Below are 20,848 nucleotides of genomic sequence, written 5' to 3'. Positions count from 1 at the left end.
GATTGCGATAAGCAATCTCTTTTTTTTTACATAATTTTGTGAAAAGACAATTTTATTAGTATTATTTTAGCAAAAAAGTCCTCAGAAACAAATGCCAAAGATATTACTGATAGAAGATGATATTTCGTTCTGCAAATTATTAGAGAAATTTCTAATCAAAAAAACATACGAAGTAGCTATTGCTTTCTCAGCTGCCGAAGCCAGAGTTGCAATCAAAAAAGAATCTTTCGATTTGATTTTAACAGATCTCCGTTTACCTGATTCTGATGGTATCGGACTTATGGCCGAAATTAAAATGGCATACCCCCAAGTTCCGGTAATTTTGATGACGGGCTACTCTGATGTTAATACTGCAGTGAAAGCGATCAAAAATGGCGCAGCCGATTACATTTCGAAACCTTTCAATCCTGATGAAGTTTTACTGGTCATTACAAATGCGTTAAAAGCTTCAGAAGAGGAGACGGATGAAGTAGTGGTGAAAGAGAAGAAAACCGCAAAAAAACAAACTACTGCCGAAAACGAATTTGTAAAAGGGATTTCGATAGCTTCTAAAAAACTTCTGGATCATATTCAATTGGTAAGCCCGACAGATATGTCGGTTTTAATTATTGGAGAGAGTGGAACAGGAAAAGAAATTATTGCCAAAAGTATCCATCAGCAAAGTTTAAGGAAAAACAATAATTTTATTGCAGTCGATTGCGGAGCTATTCCGAAAGAATTGGCAGCAAGTGAATTCTTCGGACATCTAAAAGGATCTTTCACCGGTGCTATCAGCGACAAAATGGGTTATTTTGAAGCAGCTAATGGCGGAACGCTTTTTCTGGATGAAATTGGGAATCTTTCTTATGAGAATCAAATTCAACTGTTAAGAGCACTTCAGGAACGAAAAATTAAACCTGTTGGAAGTAATAAAGAAATAAACGTCGATATTCGCATTATTACCGCTACGAATGAAGATTTGCGTGAGGCAGTAAAAAACGGCGATTTTAGAGAGGATTTATACCATAGAATCAACGAGTTTTCTATATTGTCGCCTTCTTTAAAAGAGCGGGAGGAAGATTTGATGGTTTTCGCCGATTATTTTCTCGAAAAAGCGAACCAGCAGCTGAACAAAGAGGTGATTGGATTTTCACCCGAAGTAGTTGCAATTTTTCAAAATTACAACTGGCCGGGAAATTTACGTGAATTGCAAAATTGTGTCAAACGTTCGACGTTGTTGTCCAAAGGTGAATTTATCGAAAGTGATGTTCTGCCGGCAGAATTTTTTCAGATACAAAAGCCAACAAGTTCTAATGATAATTTTTCGTTATCTGAAAATGAAAGAGAGGCCATTATTCAGGCGTTATCGAGAGCGCAAAATAACAAATCGGAAGCAGCAAAATTACTTAAGATTACCAGAAAAACACTTTACAATAAATTAAAGCATTACAATATAGATTAAACTATTTCTTGTCGTAAAGCGTTAAAAAGTATATTTGTTTTAGATTTTAAGGTGTTCAGTATACTGTCTACTTCAGAAATGTCAAGGTTCGTACTTTCCAAAACTTTTAAAATTTCACTAATCTCTTGTGTTTGAATTTGTTTAAACATAGGAGCCATTCGATGCGCAATTAAGTTAATTTCGACCGTGCTTTTTGCTTCGAAGGCATTTTCTAAAGCGTTCAGATTCTCAGAACTGTTTTCAATAAACGCTTTCAGGATTTCTTTTAGTTCGTCATTGTCGTCGCCTAAAAACTCTTTCAGCGTATCCAGTGAATACAATGTTGAATTTACCGTTTCTTCCTCTTTGTTAATGTCAATATTGGGCAATGTGTCGTTTTCCAAAATTAGATGAATCGTCTCCAACAGTATTTTAGGGGAATAAGGTTTTTGAATTACCGTGGTAAAACCTGCCTTGGTATAAATTGCTGCATCCAGATCAGTTCTTCCGGTTAAAGCAATTACGGGCTGGTTTTTAAAAGTGGAGTAACCGCTGTTTTTGAGTTTTTCCAAGAACATAAAACCATCCATTTCCGGCATTTGTATGTCAGTGATAATAAAGTCGAAAGGAGTACTTCCAATGGCTTCTAAAGCTTTTTCGGCACTGTTAAAAGAAAATACCTCATGTTTTTCCTGTCTCAAAACACCGCTCGTTAAGTTCAGAAGATTAATATCGTCGTCAAGAACGATAAACGTTTGTTTTGGAGCATTCAGTATAATGGATTCTTTCTCTTCAACTACTAAATTTTGACTGTTATCGAACAATAGGGGAAGTTGAATTTGAAAAGTACTTCCTTTTCCAAAAGTACTTTCGAGACTTAAGCTTCCGCCTAAAATCGAAATTATTTTTTGACAAATGGATAATCCCAAGCCGGTTCCACCATATTTTTTTTCGATTCCCTCATTCGCCTGAGCAAATTCTTCGAAAACTAATTTCTGATTCCCTTTTTCGATTCCAATTCCTGAATCTTGAATAGAAACAACAAAAAAATCATTATTTTCTGTGGTGTAAGCGCTTATTTTTATGAAGCCTTCTTCGGTAAATTTATAGGCATTTCCAATGATGTTACTTAAAATTTGTTTTAGTCTAAAGGGATCTCCAACAATTCGGGCATTCAATTTTTCATCGACGTTAATAATAAGGTCGATGTTCTTTTGTTTGTACACGGTTTGAATACTCTTGGCTACTCCATCAATTATTTCCGGCAATAAAAATGGGACCTTCTCAATGGTGATTTTTCCAGCCTCGATTTGAGAAAAGTCCAATAAGTCCTGAACCAGCTGTGTAATGTATTCAGAAGAATTTTTAATGTTTTTGATGAAATAAGACTGCTTGGAATTTACCTCAGAATTACCCAGCAATTCTGAATATCCTACAATTGTACTTAAAGGGGTTTTTAAATCGTGACTCACCGTAGAAATGAGCTGTTCGCGGCTTTTCAGTAAGTTTTTTGTTTTAAAATTTGCAATCTCCAGCTTCTTTTTATAAACCTGCGATTTAGAGTAATCACTCACAATTAGAATCGAGAAAAATAAAGTAAGCACCAAACCAATAATAGCCGAAGCCGTAACAATATCATTCACTTTTTTAAGCGATTTTTCTTTTAAAGAATTGTTTTTTATCGAGTTGATGATGATTTCTCTTTCGATAATTCGAAGTACTTTTCGTAGCTGTTCTGAAATCGCGATTTCATTTTTTAATAGTTTGTTTTCTTCGAAGTTTAGTGATTCTTTTTTCTTTTCAGCTTTCAGTTTTACATTGCTTAAGAGTTTCTTCGAATTGGCCAAGATGGAATCCGAGGCTTGTTTGCTCAGGGTGTTTGTACTGTCGTCAGGGATATTCTGATTGAGATAATCCACATATTTTTGAAGTACATTGCGCTGATAACTCCCTAATTGATTCGGATTCTTGTTGAAATCCTGAAGTTCTAATTTACGGAGTTTAAACTCCATTTTGGTGATTTCATCAATTGCCGTATTTACTGAGACTTCATCGTCGGCTTTATTTTTTATGGTTTTTAACTGTTTGATGTTTTTTGTCTTTTCCGACAACAGGTACGTAACACTGTCCAGCAGGGTCTTTTGATATTGTGTGGTAACAATTTGTTTTAAGGTATCGATTCTGGATTTCAAAGAATCGGTTTCGATAAGGTAATTTTTGAAATCATCCTCAGAATTGGTCTGGATGGTTTTTCGGGCTAAACTTTCGGTCTTGTAAACGTTAGAAAACAGTTTGCTTACTTTTAAGATTTTAGTTTTCTCAAAAGCAATCTTACTTTCGAGTTTATTGTAAACCACATTTTCTGAATACAAAAACCAACCTACGGTAACCACTAATCCCAGTAGAGCAATATAACTGAAGAGTACTTTTATCGGCATGTAACTTTTTTTACTCTCCATGGGGTAATGTTATAGGTTTTTGGATGCTTATAATGGAAATCAGTGCAATTTATTTAAAATTTCGGTTTTTGAAATACAAAATAATGCTAATGTTTTACATAATTAAGAGGGCTCGGAAAATAAAATAGCCGCAGATTCTGAAAATCTACGGCTATTTTTTAATTTAAAATCTACGGTTTAAAGCGTCTCGTTCAACCATTTGAAGAATTCACCTTGCCAAACCTGAGCGTTTTGCGGGTGTAAAACCCAGTGATTTTCATCAGGGAAATACACAAATCTGCTTTTAAGTCCTCTTAATTGTGCCGCCTGAAAAGCTTCTTGTCCCTGTCCGATTGGTACACGGAAATCTTTTCCTCCCTGGAAAATTAAGATGGGTCTGTTCCAGTTTTGAACCATTGTTGCAGGGTTAAAAACAGTATACGATTTTTGAGCTGCTGCATTGTCTTTTTCCCAGTACGGACCTCCAAAATCCCAGTTGTTAAAGAAAACCTCTTCAGTAGTTCCTAACATACTCACAGTATTGAAAACACCATCGTGAGCGATAAAAGTTTTGAAACGGTTTTTGTGAATACCCGCTAGGTAAAACACAGAATATCCTCCGTAGCTTGCGCCTACACATCCTAAACGGGATTTGTCGACATAGCTTTCTTTAGAAACATCGTCGATCGCCGAAAGGTAGTCATCCATAACCTGTCCGCCCCAATCTTTACTAATCTGCTCGTTCCATTCTACACCGTGACCCGGCATTCCGCGACGGTTTGGTGCAACTACCACATAACCTTTTGCAGCCATTAAGGAGAAATTCCAACGGAAAGAATACGATTGTGTTAAAGCACTTTGTGGCCCACCTTGACAGAATAATAAGGTTGGGTATTTTTTAGAAGCATCAAAATTTGGAGGTAAAATTACCCAAACCAACATTTTTTTACCGTCTGTAGTAGTTACATAACGTTTTTCTGTTTTGCTAGGTGCTATTGTTTTGTAGGTTTCTGTATTTACATTTGAGATTTGTTTCCAGGTGTTTTTCTTCAAATTAAAAGAATAAATTTCCGGAGCGTGATTCATGTCATTTCGGGTGACAATAATATCATCACCGGCAAAACCTACTAAATCATTCACATCAAAATCTCCATTAGTCAATTGACGAACCTGAATAGCGATTCTGGTCAATCCCGGAAAGTTAACTGTAAAAAGCTGTTTTGTACCATCCACCGGAGCTACAAAGTATACATTTTTACCATCTTTGCTCCAGATAAAATTATCTACAGTTCCATCCCAGTTTGCCGTTAAATTTGTTTTGATCCCTTTAAATTCAACAATAAGATCGTTTTTATCCGCTTCATAACCGTCACGTTTCATTTGCAGCCAGGTTAAGTTTCCTGTTGGGGAAAATTGTGGCGCTGTATCGTAACCTAAATTACCTTCGGTTCTGTTTATTGTTTTTTGAGTTTCTAAATTATACTCGTAAATATCAGTATTAGTAGAAATTGCGTATTGTGTTCCTGCTTTTTTCTTGCACACATACAAAATGCTTTTTCCGTCAGGGGACCAGATGTAATCTTCGTCACCACCAAAAGGTTTTTGCGGAGAATCAAAATTCTCACCTTTCAGGATATCAATTCCAGCGGCACCTTCTTTGTTTTCTTTGTAAAAAACATGATTGAATTTACCTTCATTCCAGGTATCCCAATGACGATAATCCAATCCGTCATAAATTTGAGCATCAGATTTATCCAGTTTTGGATAAAAATCTTTGCCTAAAACTTTTTCCAGTTTCACCTCTTCGTTGTACACTAAAAATTTTCCGTCAGGCGAAACGTTTTTGTCTGCTAAAACTTCTTTAGTGTCTTTAATTTCGGTTGCAGTTCCACCACCTACAGGAATGATGTAAAATTTAGAAGACGATTTGTTTTCTTCAATAGAAGGGGTCGAAACCTTAAAAACAACATTTTTTGCATCTTTTGAAAGTCCGAGTGCACTCACTCTTCCTAATTTCCATAACAACTCTGGGGACATTACATTCTGTCCGATAGCGTTTAAACTCATCATTATTAAGGTTGTAAATAATACTTTTTTCATAATAAAATTCTAATTTTTCGTGGGACTAAAAATACAACAATTAAATTCCAAATTAGCTAAATTCCAAATTCCAAAAATTGTTAAAGTTTATGGGCTAAGTTTTTTCAGCCACGAATTTCCGAATTTTTATTCTTAAGGATCAGCAAAAATAATTTGTGAATTCGTGGCTGAAAAAAAATAGTACGCGTTTTGGAATTTTAAAAAATGAAAGTTCCGGTTTAAATTTATTTCCTAAATTGTGATTTGGATTTTAACTAATTGTGATTTATTATTTTATGATGGAACTAAGCTACTGGGAGCTCAAAAACTGGTTTACAAATGTTGATTATACTATTGTTGGCAGCGGAATCGTAGGACTGCACACGGCACTGCGCTTACGCGAAAGATTTCCGGCCGCAAAAATTCTGATTTTAGAAAAAGGAATGCTGCCGCAAGGAGCCAGTACTAAAAATGCCGGTTTTGCATGTTTTGGAAGTCTTTCTGAAATTATGGAAGATCTTAAAATACATTCAGAAGAGGAAGTGATACGGCTTGTAGAAAAAAGATGGAAGGGCTTGCAGCTGTTGAGAAAACGATTAGGCGATACTGCAATAGATTTTAAACCGTATGGCGGATATGAATTGTTTTTAAGAGAAGATGATTTAAATTTTGAGGAGTGTATGGCAAGGCTGCCTTTTGTCAATGAAATTTTAAAACCACTTTTCAAAGCGGATGTTTTTGCCAAAGAATTCGATCGGTTTGGTTTTGGAAGCAGTCACGATTATTTGATTTTTAATCCTTTTGAGGCACAAATTGATACCGGAAACATGATGCAGGAATTGCTGAGACAGGCTGTTGCTGAGAATATTTTAATTCTCAACCAGCAAACTCTTACTGCTTATTCTGACTTAGGAAGTGAGGTTGAACTGGTGTTGAATGATTTTAGTTTTAAATCCAAAAAAGTACTTTTCGCCACCAACGGTTTTGCAGCTCAGTTGACAAAAGGAGCGGTAAGGCCTGCCAGAGCACAGGTTTTGATTACAGAGCCCATTGCAAATTTAGCCATCAAAGGAACTTTTCATCTGGATCGCGGGTATTATTATTTTAGAAATATAAACGATAGAATTTTACTTGGCGGTGGCAGAAATCTTGATTTTGAAACCGAAACAACAACTGAATTTGGGGAGACGAAAATTGTACAAAATAAATTGGAGGATTTACTTAAAAATGTAATTTTACCGAATCAGGATTTCCGAATCGCCCATCGTTGGAGCGGTATCATGGGAATAGGAAACAGTAAAAATCCTGTTGTTACTCAATTGTCTGAAAACGTGTTTTGTGGAGTGCGTTTAGGTGGTATGGGAGTAGCAATCGGGAGTTTAATAGGAACAGAATTAGCAGATTTAATATAATTTTAAAAGAATTTAATTCAAAAATACCACAACCCAAAAAACGGATAATACATGCAAAAAACTACTCTAGTTGTTCTTTTTTCTTTTTTTACCTTTCTTTTTACACATGCCACTAATAAAACTAAACCTATTGTAGCCGATCCGGTTTTTGATGTAACCGTTTCACTTATTGGTGAAGTTTTGGTTGAATATCATGCATATGATGTTTATAATACTTACGAATGGCAGTTCGAATATGGGCCTGCAGGTTTTAAGCCTGGGGAGGGGATCACTAAGACTCTTTCCGGTATAAACTTTTATCGATTTACATTAGATCCATTAAGAAAATATGATTTTAGAGTCAGAGAGAGACGTTTGCAGGGGACAATTTTTTTATGGGGAAATTGGTCAGACACAAAAACGATACAGGCATCAAGTGATAAAGTCTTTTCTGTGGGTTATGCGACAAACTTTAATGATAAAAACACCACAAATTTAGAGTGGAGGGGCCTTATCTATAACAATAGCACCAGTATAGCCGGTGTATCTCTTACAACCTATAAGAATCATAGCGAAAATAATGCAGCAGGTTCTTCGATGATAATGGCTAGTTATAACTATGACGATAAAAGCCATATTGGTTTGATATCTCCAAGATTCAATGATTTAGCCACCGATCGAAAAATAAAATTTTGGCTAAACGGACTTTATAATTCGGATACAGAATTGTTAGTCGGGACTATGAGTGATCCCAATGACAAAAACACATTTCATCTTCTGCAAAAAATAGAACCAAAATTAGGGTTAGAATGGAGGCAGGAAACCGTTTATTTTACTAATTATAATGGCACCGATCAATATGTGGTGTTCTTTTTTAAGAGGGGATACTATGGGAGTAACAGTACCAGTTTGTATATAGATGATTTTAGTTACGAAAAAGCATCAGATTGTTTCAATCAGACTAATTTTGCCGTATCAAACGTTCAGCAAAATAGTGCTCAGATAAATTTTGATGCTCCTAATCAAAATAATTTTCAAGTGAGTCTGACTAATACAGTTAAGAAAACTACTGAAATTTTTACTATTCAGAGCAGCTCTTTTACTTTGGATAAATTGGTTGGAAATACAGATTATGAAGTAAAGGTACGCGCCAATTGTATTGATGATTTGTTCTCTAACTGGACTAAGACAATAAGTTTCAAAACACCTTGTACCGTAATTACAGATAGGTACAGTACCTCTTTTGAAGGGACAAAATATATTGATCCTTGCTGGAGTGTGATTGCAGGAAAATGTTTGGTTCAGAGTAGTTTGGAAGATACGGGCTGGGCAAGAAAGCCCGCACCTAAAACAGGTACGACAACGATTGTAATGTCGAAATTTGTAGGTGCTTTAAATGTTGATAAAGCCTATCTTGTAACACCATATATTGCAGATCTGGATTCTGATAAAAGAATAAGATTTAGTCTTTTAGCTTATAGTAGCGACGATGACTATAATAAAACTTCGCTGACCATAGGAACAATGTCTGATCCTAAAAATACAGCTACTTTTGTTGCTTTAAAAACAATTCTGCCTTCAGAGATAAACGAGACTGAAAACGGATATAAATCTTCGTTATGGAAAGAGCATACCGTTTATTTAGATAATTACGTAAAGAGCAATAACCATAATTATATTGCTTTGAGGTACAATAATGAAAGTGATTCCTATTTTAGTATCGATGACTTTACGTATGAAAAGACACCTGTATGTCTAGAACCTCTTAATCCTAAAACCATCAATTTGGGTTATGATTCTGCCACTGTTAGTTGGGAAAATTATAAACCTGCATCACAATTTCAAATAGAATACGGACCAAAAGGATTTGCTCATGGTTCAGGAAAGATCGTTGATGCGGCAGTAATTCCGTTTAAGTTAGAATCGCTTCAGGACGATACAGATTTCGATTTTTATGTTCGTGCCAAATGTGGAAGTGAATACAGCGCGTGGTCTGACAGAGGTAATTTTAAAACCAAATGTTTAGGATTAACGGCTGGTTATACTGAAAATTTTGAAAATGCCGCTTTTGAAAAAAATGGATGCTGGACCAGAATTGTGCCTTATATTTATCAGAGGTATTATCGTAAAGATCGTTTTGTGAATATTAATACGATCAATAACGGTAGTTCTACGGTGCGTAATGGTTCCCAATCAGTATTGCTTTCAAGTCAGTTAGATCTTGTTTACCCTCCGGGAACGGGAGAAAAAACGGATAGAGTAGTGCTGGTTTCTCCGAGATTTAAAGATTTTGACAATTATAAAAAGATCAACTTTTGGATGCAGGTTCCTAAAGAGTCAGATGACCTGTCAGTGGAACTTATCATAGGAACCCTTTCAGATCCGGAAGATTATTCTACTTTCAAAGCTTATAAAACTATTGTAGTTCCGGTTGCAAATAAGGCTAAATGGCTGAACTATGATGTTGATTTTTCTAATTATTTTGGAACGGATAAATATATCGGGTTCAAACAAAAGATTAGTAATCAACGATCAACCAGGTTTTTTATAGATGATTTTGAATACATTCAGAATAACTGTCCAATTCCCGGAATATTAGGTGCAAGACAGTCAGGTCCTGATAGTGTTTTGCTGGATTGGAGAGATAATAATACTCTAAAACCATCTCAAAGTTTTGATATTGAGTATGGACCTAAAGGTTTTGTAAGTGGTTCAGGAACGATAATTAAGGTCACTGAAAATCCTTATAATTTGGCGGGATTAGCTCTTGGCACTTACGAGTATAGAGTAAGAGCATATTGCGATACCAATATTACCTCAGATTGGAGTGATAGATATACCTTTAAAACTTTTTGTTCAAAAACAGCACCTTTTGTTGAGAATTTTGATGAACATGGCAGGAATTTAGATCAAAGTACTACTTTTTGCTGGAGTTACAATATTCAGCTTTATGCGCAATTAGCAGAATTTAATTTGCCGAATATTACCAGTGCGCCTTATGCTTTTGCATTGTATACAAACAAAGACAGTGCAATATTGATTTCTCCTTATCTGGATGATTTTGATAAAAACAAAAAAGTAAAATTTTGGCTTAGAGGTTCGCAAACGGGTAGTTCGAAAGCCGGAACTTTAATTGTAGGAACAATCAAGAATGCTGCGGATCTTAGTACATTCGAACCTTATCTGACCATTACAGAGCAGGAAATTAATAGTTTGCCACTATACGGAAAAGAAGTTAATATTGACTTCTCTCAGTACCAGGGAGCAAACAAACAGATCGTTTTTAAATATATGGCCGAATCAACTAATGGAGACTACGTACGAAACACTCTTTTAATAGATGATTTTCGTTATGATCAGACTTTACCATGTTATGAACCAATAGATGTAGTTTTCTCTGATATTAATCATAATTCGACGTTAATAAGCTGGACTTCTAAAAATCAGGCAACAGAAAATGTTCAGATAGAATACGGATTAACCGGTTTTGCTAAAGGTACGGGAACTATTGTAAACACCAAAAAGAATGAGATTTTGATTTCTAAGCTGCAAATCGGAACCTCGTATGAGTTTTATTTCAAAACCACTTGCGCATCCGGTAATTCATTAGAAGCAGGACCGCGAAAAATAGAAACGACATGCGAGTCACTGGCACTACCGTGGAAAGAGAAATTTACCAATCTGAGTCGTTACGGAACAAACGTCCTTCCGGATTGTTTTAAGTTTTTAAGAGGCGAATTTATTTTAGAAAATACAGCTAAGGATGATCTTAATTATAGATTTAGTCCCGATTATAAAAGGTCGGGATTTGATGATACCGGTTATTTATATCTTACCGGTGGATTTTTGACTCAGATCATGACTCCTATGTTTTATTTAAATGCGGGGACTACTTATAAGTTTAACCTGAAAGGACGAAATAGTTACGAGTATCGTATTCAGGGTGTTGGGTTATATGTTGGAAAAGGGCAAAACGATTACAATATGTCACTTAATATTAGTCAAACAGGGAACAACGATAGACTGACCGAATACAATTATAGAGATGTATCTTATTACTTCACGCCCCTGGTATCGGGAGACTATAGCTTTTTGATGGAATTTGCCAATTCGGGTGGTTCACGATTACTTGTTGATGATTTTGAATTGAAAGAAGGATATACGTCTTCTATCGATGGAAGTGGAAAAACAGTAACATATGACTTTACAAAAATGCCGCCAGGAGAGTTGATTTTTGAGGGGGGCAATAAGAGAATTATTTTAGATTCTAGCAATAATATACTGGTGATGAAAGGAAACAGTACACCATCAGAATGGAAGAATGTCAATGGAACTTCTCAAATAAAGAAAGGAGCCGCTGTTGAGAATTCTTCGGTATGGGAAAGAAATGAAAGTAGTATCGCCAAGATAAATACAAAAGTAAATGCAGCAAATGCAAGCAGTTTATTTATGCATTTTGATCTAAAACAAACCTTTGTTTCTTCAAATACAGAATCAATGTTTAGAGTTGTCGTAAACGGGAATGTAGTGGGGGATGTAATAAAACCAGAGTCGGCCAGCGGTGATGATTATAAAAAATACACAGTTGATTTGACACCATATGTTGGGGCAGATATTAGAATATCATTACAGCATATTGGTAAATCTGATGCCGGAGATAATGCTTATCTGGATAATCTTGTGTTTGATAAAACATCGTCACTGGGTATTGACGGAACTCATTTTTCCAATTTTAAATATTATCCTAATCCAGTAGAAAATGTTCTATATATAGAAAGTAATTCGGTACTTTCGAAAGTAGAAGTTTATACTTTAAGTGGACAGTTGCTTTCTATAAATAATTACTCGGATTCTAAAGTTAGTATTGATTTTAAAAATCATGCTTCTGGGGTATATTTGTTGGTGGTAACTCAGGATGATAAAAAAGAAACGTTTAAAGTAATAAAGAAGTAATGTTCTAAGTTGTACTATTTTTAGTATTACATTTTAGATTAACAGATTTAATATAATGGCAGCACCCAAAAAACCGGCACCAAAAAAAACAACCGCCAGTAAACCAAAACCGGCACCAAAGAAAGGCAATCGCTCTTTTGGCGAAAAAGTAAAGTGGTTTTTCATCAAATTATTTTTATGGTTCTTCGGAATCTCGATTGCGTCTGTTGTGTTTTTTAAATATGTGCCTGTACCTTTTACCCCTTTAATGATCATTCGGGCAATCGAAAATAAAACGGCTGGTAAAGAAGTCTATTTTGATCATGACTGGGAACCTATCGATAAGATCTCAATGAATTTGCAAAAAGCGGTTATTGCCAGTGAAGACGGAACTTTTCTAAAACATAATGGTTTCGATTTTAAAGCACTTCAAAAAGCCTATAAAAGCAACGAGCGCGGACGTCGTATTCGTGGCGGAAGTACCATCTCGCAGCAAACCGCTAAAAATGTCTTTTTATGGCAGGGGAAAAGTTATTTCCGTAAAGGTTTAGAAGCTTATTTCACCGTTTTAATTGAACTCATTTGGGGCAAAGAACGTATTATGGAGGTTTACCTGAACAGCATCGAAATGGGAGATGGAGTGTACGGAGCTTATGCCGCTACCGAACATTGGTACCGACGTGATGCTTCAAGTTTAACACCTATGCAGGCAGCCGGAATTGCAGCCATTTTGCCAAACCCAAGAAAATTTAAAGCAACAGGATCTTCCAGTTATATCAACCGTAGAAAAGAACGAATTGTTCGTGAAATGCGCTCGGTTGGGAAAATAAATTACAATGCAGAATAAAAAAAGCTTTCTCGGATTCCTGTTATTGACGACGGTTTTGAGTTTTGGACAGGCGAAAACGACAGAAATAGGTTTAATTACAGATAACGATTTGTATACTTCGTCTAAAAACGATATGTATTATACCAATGGCCTGGAGCTTTTTTATCGTTTTTTGTCGAAGAACAATAACGAAAAAATCAGCAAGAAAATCACTGAATTTCGTATTGGGCAGTATATCTATAATCCGAGATTTATAAATGAAGCGGCCGTTACGATCAACGACCGTCCCTTCACAGGTTATCTTTTTGCCGAAGCAGGACGAAGTTTTTTCTATAAAAGCGAATCCGTTTTAAAGACCGATTTTCAACTTGGTTTTATGGGCCCTAATGCCATGGGAAGAGAAACTCAGGAAAGTTTCCATCATCTTATTGGGTACAAAACGGTGTATGGTTGGGAAAACCAGCTGCGCAACGCATTCGCCATTCAGATGCATGTAATGTATTCGAAGAAATTGTTTCCTGCAAAGCACAATGATTTTGTCGATCTTCACTTTCAGTCGGAAGCCAATGTAGGGACAATCTTCACAGGTGTTTCAACAGGTTTACTGACTAGAATTGGTTTCAAAAAACTACTCCCGGTTTATGATTCCAATTTACACGATGCCTCGGTAAGCAATACTCGGCAATACAATATCCGTGAGTTTTACTTTTACGCAATGCCAAGTGTCAATTACCAGTTTTACGACGCTACCATCGAAGGCAGTATGTTTAGCAACACCAGTCCGCTAACGTTTGACTTGGAACCCCTTCGTTTCAATGCCGAGGCAGGGCTAAAATACCGACACAACAACTTCAATATGTCGTACTCGTTTATCTATCGGGGCAGAGAATTAAACGATCCGAATACCAATACCAATGCGGGTTACTTTTACGGGTCGATTCGATTTGGGTATTTGTTGAAATGAGGAAAATTTTATTAGAACATTTTTTTGTAGGAATAATTATCTATTTTTGAATCAAAGTTTTTTTGAGCAAATATTAAAATAAAGCATATGAAGATACTTATTGATACAAATATATTTTTAGATTTCTACCGCTCTAATGGTGCATCGATACATATTTTTAGTACTCTAATTGAGAATATAGATCAGTTTATTTTAACGGATCAAATAATACAAGAATTTGAAAGAAGTAGAGAAGGTGTTATAAAAAGTGTACAGGAAAGATTCCAAATAGAATCTAAAATCGATAATTTTTCAAGTTCATATCTTCAGAATTTACCCGAATTTAAAAAATTAGTTGATATTCAAAAGCAGTATAGTGCGCAGCAAAAGATTGTAAGTTTGAGTATTTCAGAAATTTTAAAAAACTCAGCTAAAGATCCTATTGCAAATTATTTTAAGGAATTTGTAAATGAATCTTTAAAAAAGGATAAAGTCTATTTTACTACGGATGAAATTATAAGCAAGGCCGTTAAAAGAAAAAATATTGGAAATCCTCCTACATCAAGTAAGTTTTCATTGGGAGATGAAATTAACTGGGAAATAATTTTAGCAAATATTCATGAAGATATTATATTGGTTGGACGAGATAACACTTATATAAATAATCTCACTTTTTTGTAAAAAGATTTTCATAAACAAACAGGATATAATGTTGTAGATTTGACAGAAAGAATATCTGTAGCTTTAGAAAAGGCAGGTATTGAAGTTACGGAAGCATTGATTAAAGAGGAAGAAAGAGTAATTGAAGACTTAAAACATTATGATGAGTTTTGGAAATTTAAAGCTCAAGTAGAATAATTACCTTGAAATCGAAGTCTTTACTAAATATAAACTAGTTACATAAAAATGGGCAAATTTGTTATTACAAAACGAACAAACGGTGAATTTCAATTTAATTTAAGGGCAGGTAATGGTCAAGTAATATTAACAAGCGAAGGTTATACTACCAAAGCTGCTTGCTTAAATGGAGTAGAGTCTGTTAGGATTAATTCACAAGATGATAGTAGATTTGATAGAAGAGAGTCTTCAAATGGAAGACCTTATTTTAATTTGCGAGCGTCAAATGGTCAAATTATTGGGTCAAGTGAGATGTATGAAACTACATCTGCCAGAGATTCTGGAATAGCTTCTGTCAAAGTAAATGCCCCGGATGCTATTATTGATGACCAAACCTCTTAAAAAAATAGATTAGTATCTTTGATGTAAAATTTTATTTTGGAATTATCCAATTAGTTCGTATTTAAACATATCTACAAAGTAATTCTCTATTAAAATTGAAAAAGCCATTCTAAGTAGAATGGCTTTTTCAATTTTAATGTTTACGTAAGAATTATTTATTCTTTAATAATTTCTCTAAATACTCAACTTTATCTTTTTCGGCTAAAACCAAACGCTCATAAAGTTCCACAACTTTATCAAGTGGGTTAAAGTTGCAAATGGAGCCACTTTCAAATTTTCCAAAATTTCCGTGACTATCGTTGAAAGTATTAAAATAAGTAATCATATTTTCCTCTGAAAAACTTTTTATGGCTTCGGCAGTTACACCAAGTGCTTTTGCTATTTCAGCTAGTTTTTCGTCGTCTATAGTTTCGCTGTTTTCTATGGTTGATATCGTTTGCTGGCTTGTACCTAAAGCCTGTGCCAGTGCTTCCTGTTTCATATCTCGTAATTCACGAATACGACTAATTTTTCGTCCAATATGATTTGGTTTTGTTGTTGTGCTCATAATTCAAAGATATTTAAAAAAACTTTTACAAAATTACTTTTGGTAGAAAACAAGGTTGTTCTAGTATTATACATTCTAATCCATTTGAGGTTTTATGACTAAGGGATTTTGTTTGAAGCAAAAATACAATTTTTCATACATTTTTTTTAACACAAAAGGGATCTTTTCTGTTTTTGTTTGCTCTATTTGAATTTATAACTTGGTATAATTCCCGGGTAAATGTCCTTTTGACTCTATTGTATTATCTGTCTTTCTGAAAAAGTTAAATCGGATTAATGATCCTTCAAGCCCCTGACCAAAGTCTACAATATAGAGATTATCAGTTTTAGCTATTTGTTGCGGGATGATTTGGTTGGAGGATATCCTAATTTGATTTTTACTGAAAGAATAGGTATTTCCGTCAGAATTGTATTTGATGTCATTTTTGGTAAAAGTAAGGATCGCTCCGGTTGTATTATCCTTCCAGCTTCCTTGTATCCAGGAAGGAGAATGGAAAATACCCTGGGTGTTTTCGTCGCTTGACGAACAAGAAGTAATAAAAATAAGGCTTAGGAGTAAAATTAAATTCTTCATTTTTTTGGCGTTTAAAAGTTGTATTCGATAAGTTTAACAAAAACAATTCCGAACTCTCTTCTTTTGATACATTTAACTTTTATTTATGGGTACAACCTAAGTTTTTATGAAAATATTAAAACAAATCTTTCTAACTTAATGGAGTGAATTGTAAGGAGATTGTTTTTTCGCGAGCAATTTTTTCGATTCCGGATTTTTTTAAGTTAAGGTTTAACTTTTTGGTAATGTTACAAAGCTTCTAAATTTTTATTTTTAACTCAAAATTAAAGTTATGGAAATCAATTGGATAGTAATAGGAGCCGTAGTGCTTGTTGTAATCATCGTGATCGTATTTACAGTCAGAAAGAATCAAAGAGAGAAAAAGAAACTGACAGATCTCTTAAATAATGATTTTAAAAAGGCTAAAAAAGATAGAGTAGATGCCGAAGATTCTGCGAATGAACAGTAAGAAATTTTCTTTCAAAATAAAAAAACCGTATTCCAATGAAGTAATACGGTTTTTTTGTGGAGAATACCGGATTCGAACCGGTCACCTTCCCGATGCATCGGGATACTCTAGCCTTTTGTTTTAATTAGAGTTTCAATATATTTTCGGCTTTTCATTTTCTTGATTTGTAATTCTCTTTTGCAGGCTTCACTTCTGGTTGGAAAAGTTTCATAATATTTTAGTTCCCAGTCTTTAGTAACTTTTGTGTAGCTACTTCTGCTGTTTAAATGATCCTGAAGTCGTTTTTCAACATCCTGACAGGAACCGATATAATAATTGTCAAGCGCTTTTGAGTATATGATATAAGTGTAGAACATAATGGCTATAAACAAAAATACCCAAACTTACGTTTGGGTATTTTTTATAAAAACTTTAGTGGAGAATATCGGATTCGAACCGATCACCTTCCCGATGCATCGGGATACTCTAGCCTTTTGTTTCAATTATGGTTTCGATATATTTTCGGCTTTTCATCTTCTTGATTTGTAATTCTCTTTTACAGGCTTCACTTCTGGTTGGAAAAGTTTCATAATATTTTAGTTCCCAGTCTTTAGTAACTTTTGTGTAGCTACTTCTGCTGTTTAAATGATCCTGAAGTCGTTTTTCAACATCCTGACAGGAACCGATATAATATTTGTCAAGCGCTTTTGAGTATATGATATAAGTGTAGAACATAATGGCTATAAACAAAAATACCCAAACGTAAGTTTGGGTATTTTTTATAAAAACTTTAGTGGAGAATATCGGATTCGAACCGGTCACCTTCCCGATGCATCGGGATACTCTAGCCTTTTGTTTTAATTAGAGTTTCAATATATTTTCGGCTTTTCATCTTCTTGATTTGTAATTCTCTTTTGCAGGCTTCACTTCTGGTTGGAAAAGTTTCATAATATTTTAGTTCCCAGTCTTTAGTAACTTTTGTGTAGCTACTTCTGCTGTTTAAATGATCCTGAAGTCGTTTTTCAACATCCTGACAGGAACCGATATAATATTTGTCAAGTGCTTTTGAGTATATGATATAAGTGTAGAACATAATGGCTATAAACAAAAATACCCAAACGTAAGTTTGGGTATTTTTTATAAAAACTTTAGTGGAGAATATCGGATTCGAACCGATCACCTCTACGCTGCCAGCGTAGCGCTCTAGCCAAATGAGCTAATCCCCCGTGTGATTTGTTTGGTGGAGAATATCAGATTCGAACCATCACCCTCCCGATTTTTCATCGGGACGCTCTAGCCAAATGAGCTAATCCCCCGTGTGATTTGTTTGGTGGAGAATATCAGATTCGAACTATCACCCTCCCGATTTTTCATCGGGATACTCTAGCCAAATGAGCTAATTTCCCAAATACGAGAGCAAATTAAGTCAATTAATTTTCAAAAAGCAAATTTCAAATCACTTCCGATGAAAATATTTTTCAAAACCGTAACTTTACGATCAAATTTATTTTTATGAGTGCAGAAAAACTTGAAGGTTCTTTACAGACTACTTACCATAATGCTGTTGCAACAGTTGAATTTGGGCATCCGGCCAGCAATTCTTTTCCAAGACAATTATTAGATCGTTTAACTTCCGAAATTAATACTCTAAGTCAGAATAAAGCCGTTTCGGTTATTGTTTTACAAAGTTTAGGGACTAAAGTTTTTTGTTCAGGTGCTTCTTTTGACGAGTTGCTAGCAGTGAAAAATGAACAACAGGGAGCACACTTTTTCTCTGGTTTTGCTCATTTGCTGAACGCGATGCGAAATTGTTCTAAAATTATTGTGGCTCGTGTTCAGGGAAAAGCAGTTGGTGGCGGTGTCGGAATTATTTCGGCTTGTGATTATGTTTTTGCGACTCCTGAAAGTGCCGTGAAATTGTCGGAGTTGGCCATCGGAATTGGGCCGTTTGTGATAGAACCTGCTGTTTCGCGTAAGATTGGAAAAGCTGCAATGGCCGAAATGACCTTGGCAGCACATGCATGGAAATCGGCAACATGGGCATTAGAGAATAAATTGTTCACAGAGATTCATACTCTTGAAAATTTAGATGTGGCGGTGGCAGATTTTGCTCAACAATTAAGTCTGTATAATCCTGAAGCTTTGTACGAAATGAAGAAAATTATTTGGGAAGGAACCGAACATTGGGAATCTTTACTTGTCGAGCGTGCCTCTATAACAGGAAAATTAGTTTTGTCGGACTTTAGCAGAAATGCTTTAGAGCAGTTTAAGAAATAGCGGGAATCCTAAAATTTTATCTGATTCCTTTTAGAGATTTTGTATTATGATATTTGTCATTGGATGCAGCGTCAGACAGGCATAAATTTGAAATGTTTTTGAAGTGAAACATAAAAAATAAATCAAGATGAGGATTATTTCGTTGTTGCAGCAAGTTGATGTTGCAGAGAAAATTAAGGCTGCTCCGGACGGCAGTTATCAGATAGGAGTGGTGATCGGATCCTTTATTCCTTTCGTTGTTTTAGTCGGAATTGCATATTGGATGTATAACAGAGCTAAAAAAAGAGACGAGAACGGTTATTAATTTGTAAATTTGCAACCTAAAATTCAAATCGATGAGTAATATCAGAATTACAAAACAATTTAGTTTCGAAACCGGACATGCTTTGTACGGTTACGACGGGAAATGCAAGAACGTTCATGGACACAGTTATAAATTATCGGTAACGGTTATTGGTTCGCCAATTACAGACCGATCGAATGTGAAATTCGGGATGGTAATTGATTTTTCGGATCTAAAGAAAATTGTAAAGGAAGAAATCGTCGATCAGTTTGATCATGCGACGGTTTTTAATCAAACAACACCACATGTCGAATTGGCAAATGAATTGAAGAATCGTGGTCATCATGTAATTCTGGTAGATTATCAGCCTACAAGTGAAAACATGGTAGTTGATTTTGCCGACAGAATTATAGCACGGTTACCTAAGGAGATTTCCCTTTTTTCCCTTAAACTTCAGGAAACGGAATCTTCGTTTGCCGAATGGTACGCTTCAGATAATTAATTTAGTCGAAAGTCGAAAGTCAAAAGTCAAAAGTCAAAAGTCGAAAGTCAAGCGATCTGACAATTTAAAACATCTAGGAAGTCTAACATCTAGGAAGTCTAACATCTAGGAAGTCCAACATCTAAGAAGTCCAACATCTAAGAAGTCTAACATCTAAGAAGTCCAACATCTAAGAAATCCAACATCTAAGAAGTCCAACAATCTAATAATCTAAATGAAAAAAGTATATTTTGCTTCAGATCAGCACTTCGGAGCACCAACGCAAGAGTTGAGTTTGCCACGTGAAAAGAAATTTGTGGCCTGGCTGGATGAGGTGAAAGAAGATGCAGAAGCTATTTTTTTACTGGGGGATTTGTTTGATTTTTGGTTCGAATACAAAACGGTTGTACCAAAAGGATTTGTTCGTATTTTAGGGAAACTGGCTGAAATTCGTGATAGCGGAATTCCTGTTTATTTTTTCGTGGGAAATCATGATTTATGGATGGATGATTATTTTGAAACCGAATTAAATATTCCGGTTTACCATGATAACAAGGAGTTTACTTTTAATGGAAAGACCTTTTTAATTGGTCACGGTGACGGAAAAGGACCAGGTGATAAAGGGTATAAACGTATGAAAAAGGTCTTTACTAACCCGTTTTCAAAATGGCTTTTTCGTTGGCTTCATCCCGATGTAGGGGTAAGTCTGGCACAGTATTTATCCGTTAAAAACAAATTGATTTCAGGGGATGAAGATGTAAAATTCCTGGGAGAAGAAAACGAATGGCTGGTTTTATACGCCAAACGTAAACTGGAGACCAAACACTACAATTATTTTATTTTTGGCCATCGCCATTTACCGATGGTTCTTCCGGTTGGAGAAGATTCCAATTATGTGAATTTAGGCGACTGGATTGGCTATTTTACCTATGGCGTATTTGACGGTGAAAACTTTGAACTTAAAAAATTCGAGAAATAATCACTTTGTT

20 protein-coding genes and 1 tRNA gene are annotated in these 20,848 nt (G+C 35.2%); 13 read left to right on the top strand and 8 right to left on the bottom strand.

Features of this window, described 5'->3' with window-relative positions; genetic code table 11:
* The first annotated feature begins 91 nt into the window (after positions 1–91).
* On the top strand, positions 92–1,441 hold the full coding sequence (locus tag LNQ34_RS06585; RefSeq protein ID WP_229999010.1) for a sigma-54-dependent transcriptional regulator: 1,350 nt from the start codon (positions 92–94) through the stop codon (positions 1,439–1,441).
* Here LNQ34_RS06585 and LNQ34_RS06580 read toward each other — a convergent pair.
* Positions 1,438–3,879 carry an ATP-binding protein gene (locus LNQ34_RS06580; RefSeq protein ID WP_229999009.1) on the bottom strand — a complete coding sequence of 814 codons (2,442 nt, stop codon included), beginning with the start codon at positions 3,877–3,879 and terminating at the stop codon, positions 1,438–1,440. The two genes, LNQ34_RS06585 and LNQ34_RS06580, sit on opposite strands and share 4 nt — an antisense overlap.
* A gap of 177 nt (positions 3,880–4,056) precedes the next feature.
* A complete protein-coding gene (locus LNQ34_RS06575; RefSeq protein WP_229999008.1) occupies positions 4,057–5,958 on the bottom strand; it encodes a S9 family peptidase in 1,902 nt (633 codons plus the stop codon).
* A 278-nt stretch (positions 5,959–6,236) separates the two neighbouring features.
* Between LNQ34_RS06575 and LNQ34_RS06570 the strand changes: the two genes are divergently transcribed.
* The 7 genes from LNQ34_RS06570 to LNQ34_RS06540 all read left to right on the top strand — a co-directional run bounded on the left by LNQ34_RS06570 (position 6,237) and on the right by LNQ34_RS06540 (position 15,271).
* Positions 6,237–7,349, top strand: coding sequence for an NAD(P)/FAD-dependent oxidoreductase (locus LNQ34_RS06570; RefSeq protein WP_230000580.1), 1,113 nt, complete (start codon positions 6,237–6,239; stop codon positions 7,347–7,349).
* Between the two features lie 51 nt (positions 7,350–7,400).
* Positions 7,401–12,281 (top strand): T9SS-dependent choice-of-anchor J family protein, encoded by a 4,881-nt coding sequence (locus tag LNQ34_RS06565; RefSeq protein ID WP_229999007.1) that lies wholly within the window; start codon positions 7,401–7,403, stop codon positions 12,279–12,281.
* Between the two features lie 55 nt (positions 12,282–12,336).
* On the top strand, positions 12,337–13,107 hold the full coding sequence (gene mtgA, locus LNQ34_RS06560) for a monofunctional biosynthetic peptidoglycan transglycosylase (RefSeq protein WP_229999006.1): 771 nt from the start codon (positions 12,337–12,339) through the stop codon (positions 13,105–13,107).
* Positions 13,097–14,053, top strand: coding sequence for a lipid A deacylase LpxR family protein (locus LNQ34_RS06555; RefSeq protein WP_229999005.1), 957 nt, complete (start codon positions 13,097–13,099; stop codon positions 14,051–14,053). Before mtgA ends, LNQ34_RS06555 begins: the two co-directional genes overlap by 11 nt.
* A gap of 87 nt (positions 14,054–14,140) precedes the next feature.
* On the top strand, positions 14,141–14,713 hold the full coding sequence (locus LNQ34_RS06550) for a PIN domain-containing protein (protein ID WP_229999004.1): 573 nt from the start codon (positions 14,141–14,143) through the stop codon (positions 14,711–14,713).
* A gap of 39 nt (positions 14,714–14,752) precedes the next feature.
* A complete protein-coding gene (locus tag LNQ34_RS06545) occupies positions 14,753–14,890 on the top strand; it encodes a hypothetical protein (RefSeq protein WP_229999003.1) in 138 nt (45 codons plus the stop codon).
* Positions 14,891–14,938: 48 nt separating this feature from the next.
* Positions 14,939–15,271, top strand: a complete 333-nt coding sequence (locus LNQ34_RS06540; RefSeq protein WP_229999002.1) for a YegP family protein — start codon at positions 14,939–14,941, stop codon at positions 15,269–15,271.
* 151 nt (positions 15,272–15,422) lie between these two features.
* Here the strand turns inward: LNQ34_RS06540 and LNQ34_RS06535 are convergent, their stop codons facing one another.
* Positions 15,423–15,818, bottom strand: coding sequence for a helix-turn-helix domain-containing protein (locus LNQ34_RS06535; protein WP_229999001.1), 396 nt, complete (start codon positions 15,816–15,818; stop codon positions 15,423–15,425).
* A 192-nt stretch (positions 15,819–16,010) separates the two neighbouring features.
* Positions 16,011–16,391, bottom strand: a complete 381-nt coding sequence (locus LNQ34_RS06530) for a hypothetical protein (protein ID WP_229999000.1) — start codon at positions 16,389–16,391, stop codon at positions 16,011–16,013.
* Positions 16,392–16,662: 271 nt separating this feature from the next.
* Between LNQ34_RS06530 and LNQ34_RS06525 the strand changes: the two genes are divergently transcribed.
* Positions 16,663–16,839: a hypothetical protein gene (locus tag LNQ34_RS06525; RefSeq protein ID WP_202702334.1), complete on the top strand. Its 177-nt coding sequence runs from the start codon at positions 16,663–16,665 to the stop codon at positions 16,837–16,839.
* Between the two features lie 107 nt (positions 16,840–16,946).
* Here LNQ34_RS06525 and LNQ34_RS06520 read toward each other — a convergent pair whose 3' ends face one another.
* From LNQ34_RS06520 to LNQ34_RS06505, 4 genes are all read right to left on the bottom strand, one after another.
* On the bottom strand, positions 16,947–17,195 hold the full coding sequence (locus tag LNQ34_RS06520) for a GIY-YIG nuclease family protein (RefSeq protein ID WP_229998999.1): 249 nt from the start codon (positions 17,193–17,195) through the stop codon (positions 16,947–16,949).
* Between the two features lie 109 nt (positions 17,196–17,304).
* Entirely contained in the window at positions 17,305–17,553 is a 249-nt protein-coding gene (locus tag LNQ34_RS06515) for a GIY-YIG nuclease family protein (RefSeq protein ID WP_229998998.1), read from the bottom strand.
* Between the two features lie 109 nt (positions 17,554–17,662).
* Positions 17,663–17,911 (bottom strand): GIY-YIG nuclease family protein, encoded by a 249-nt coding sequence (locus LNQ34_RS06510; RefSeq protein ID WP_229998997.1) that lies wholly within the window; start codon positions 17,909–17,911, stop codon positions 17,663–17,665.
* 59 nt (positions 17,912–17,970) lie between these two features.
* A tRNA-Ala gene (locus LNQ34_RS06505) sits at positions 17,971–18,044 on the bottom strand.
* A 286-nt stretch (positions 18,045–18,330) separates the two neighbouring features.
* Between LNQ34_RS06505 and LNQ34_RS06500 the strand changes: the two genes are divergently transcribed.
* The 4 genes from LNQ34_RS06500 to LNQ34_RS06485 all read left to right on the top strand — a co-directional run bounded on the left by LNQ34_RS06500 (position 18,331) and on the right by LNQ34_RS06485 (position 20,838).
* Entirely contained in the window at positions 18,331–19,095 is a 765-nt protein-coding gene (locus LNQ34_RS06500; RefSeq protein WP_229998996.1) for an enoyl-CoA hydratase/isomerase family protein, read from the top strand.
* A 127-nt stretch (positions 19,096–19,222) separates the two neighbouring features.
* Positions 19,223–19,399, top strand: a complete 177-nt coding sequence (locus tag LNQ34_RS06495) for a hypothetical protein (protein WP_202702336.1) — start codon at positions 19,223–19,225, stop codon at positions 19,397–19,399.
* Between the two features lie 31 nt (positions 19,400–19,430).
* Positions 19,431–19,880 carry a 6-pyruvoyl trahydropterin synthase family protein gene (locus LNQ34_RS06490; RefSeq protein ID WP_202702337.1) on the top strand — a complete coding sequence of 150 codons (450 nt, stop codon included), beginning with the start codon at positions 19,431–19,433 and terminating at the stop codon, positions 19,878–19,880.
* Positions 19,881–20,094: 214 nt separating this feature from the next.
* Positions 20,095–20,838: a UDP-2,3-diacylglucosamine diphosphatase gene (locus LNQ34_RS06485; protein ID WP_202702338.1), complete on the top strand. Its 744-nt coding sequence runs from the start codon at positions 20,095–20,097 to the stop codon at positions 20,836–20,838.
* The last annotated feature ends 10 nt before the right edge of the window (positions 20,839–20,848 follow it).

Origin of the sequence: Flavobacterium lipolyticum (assembly GCF_020905335.1) — a bacterium.
Classification (GTDB): domain Bacteria; phylum Bacteroidota; class Bacteroidia; order Flavobacteriales; family Flavobacteriaceae; genus Flavobacterium; species Flavobacterium lipolyticum.
The sequence above is the reverse complement of the archived record's forward strand: the minus strand, read 5'-3'. Positions and strand labels throughout refer to the sequence as shown.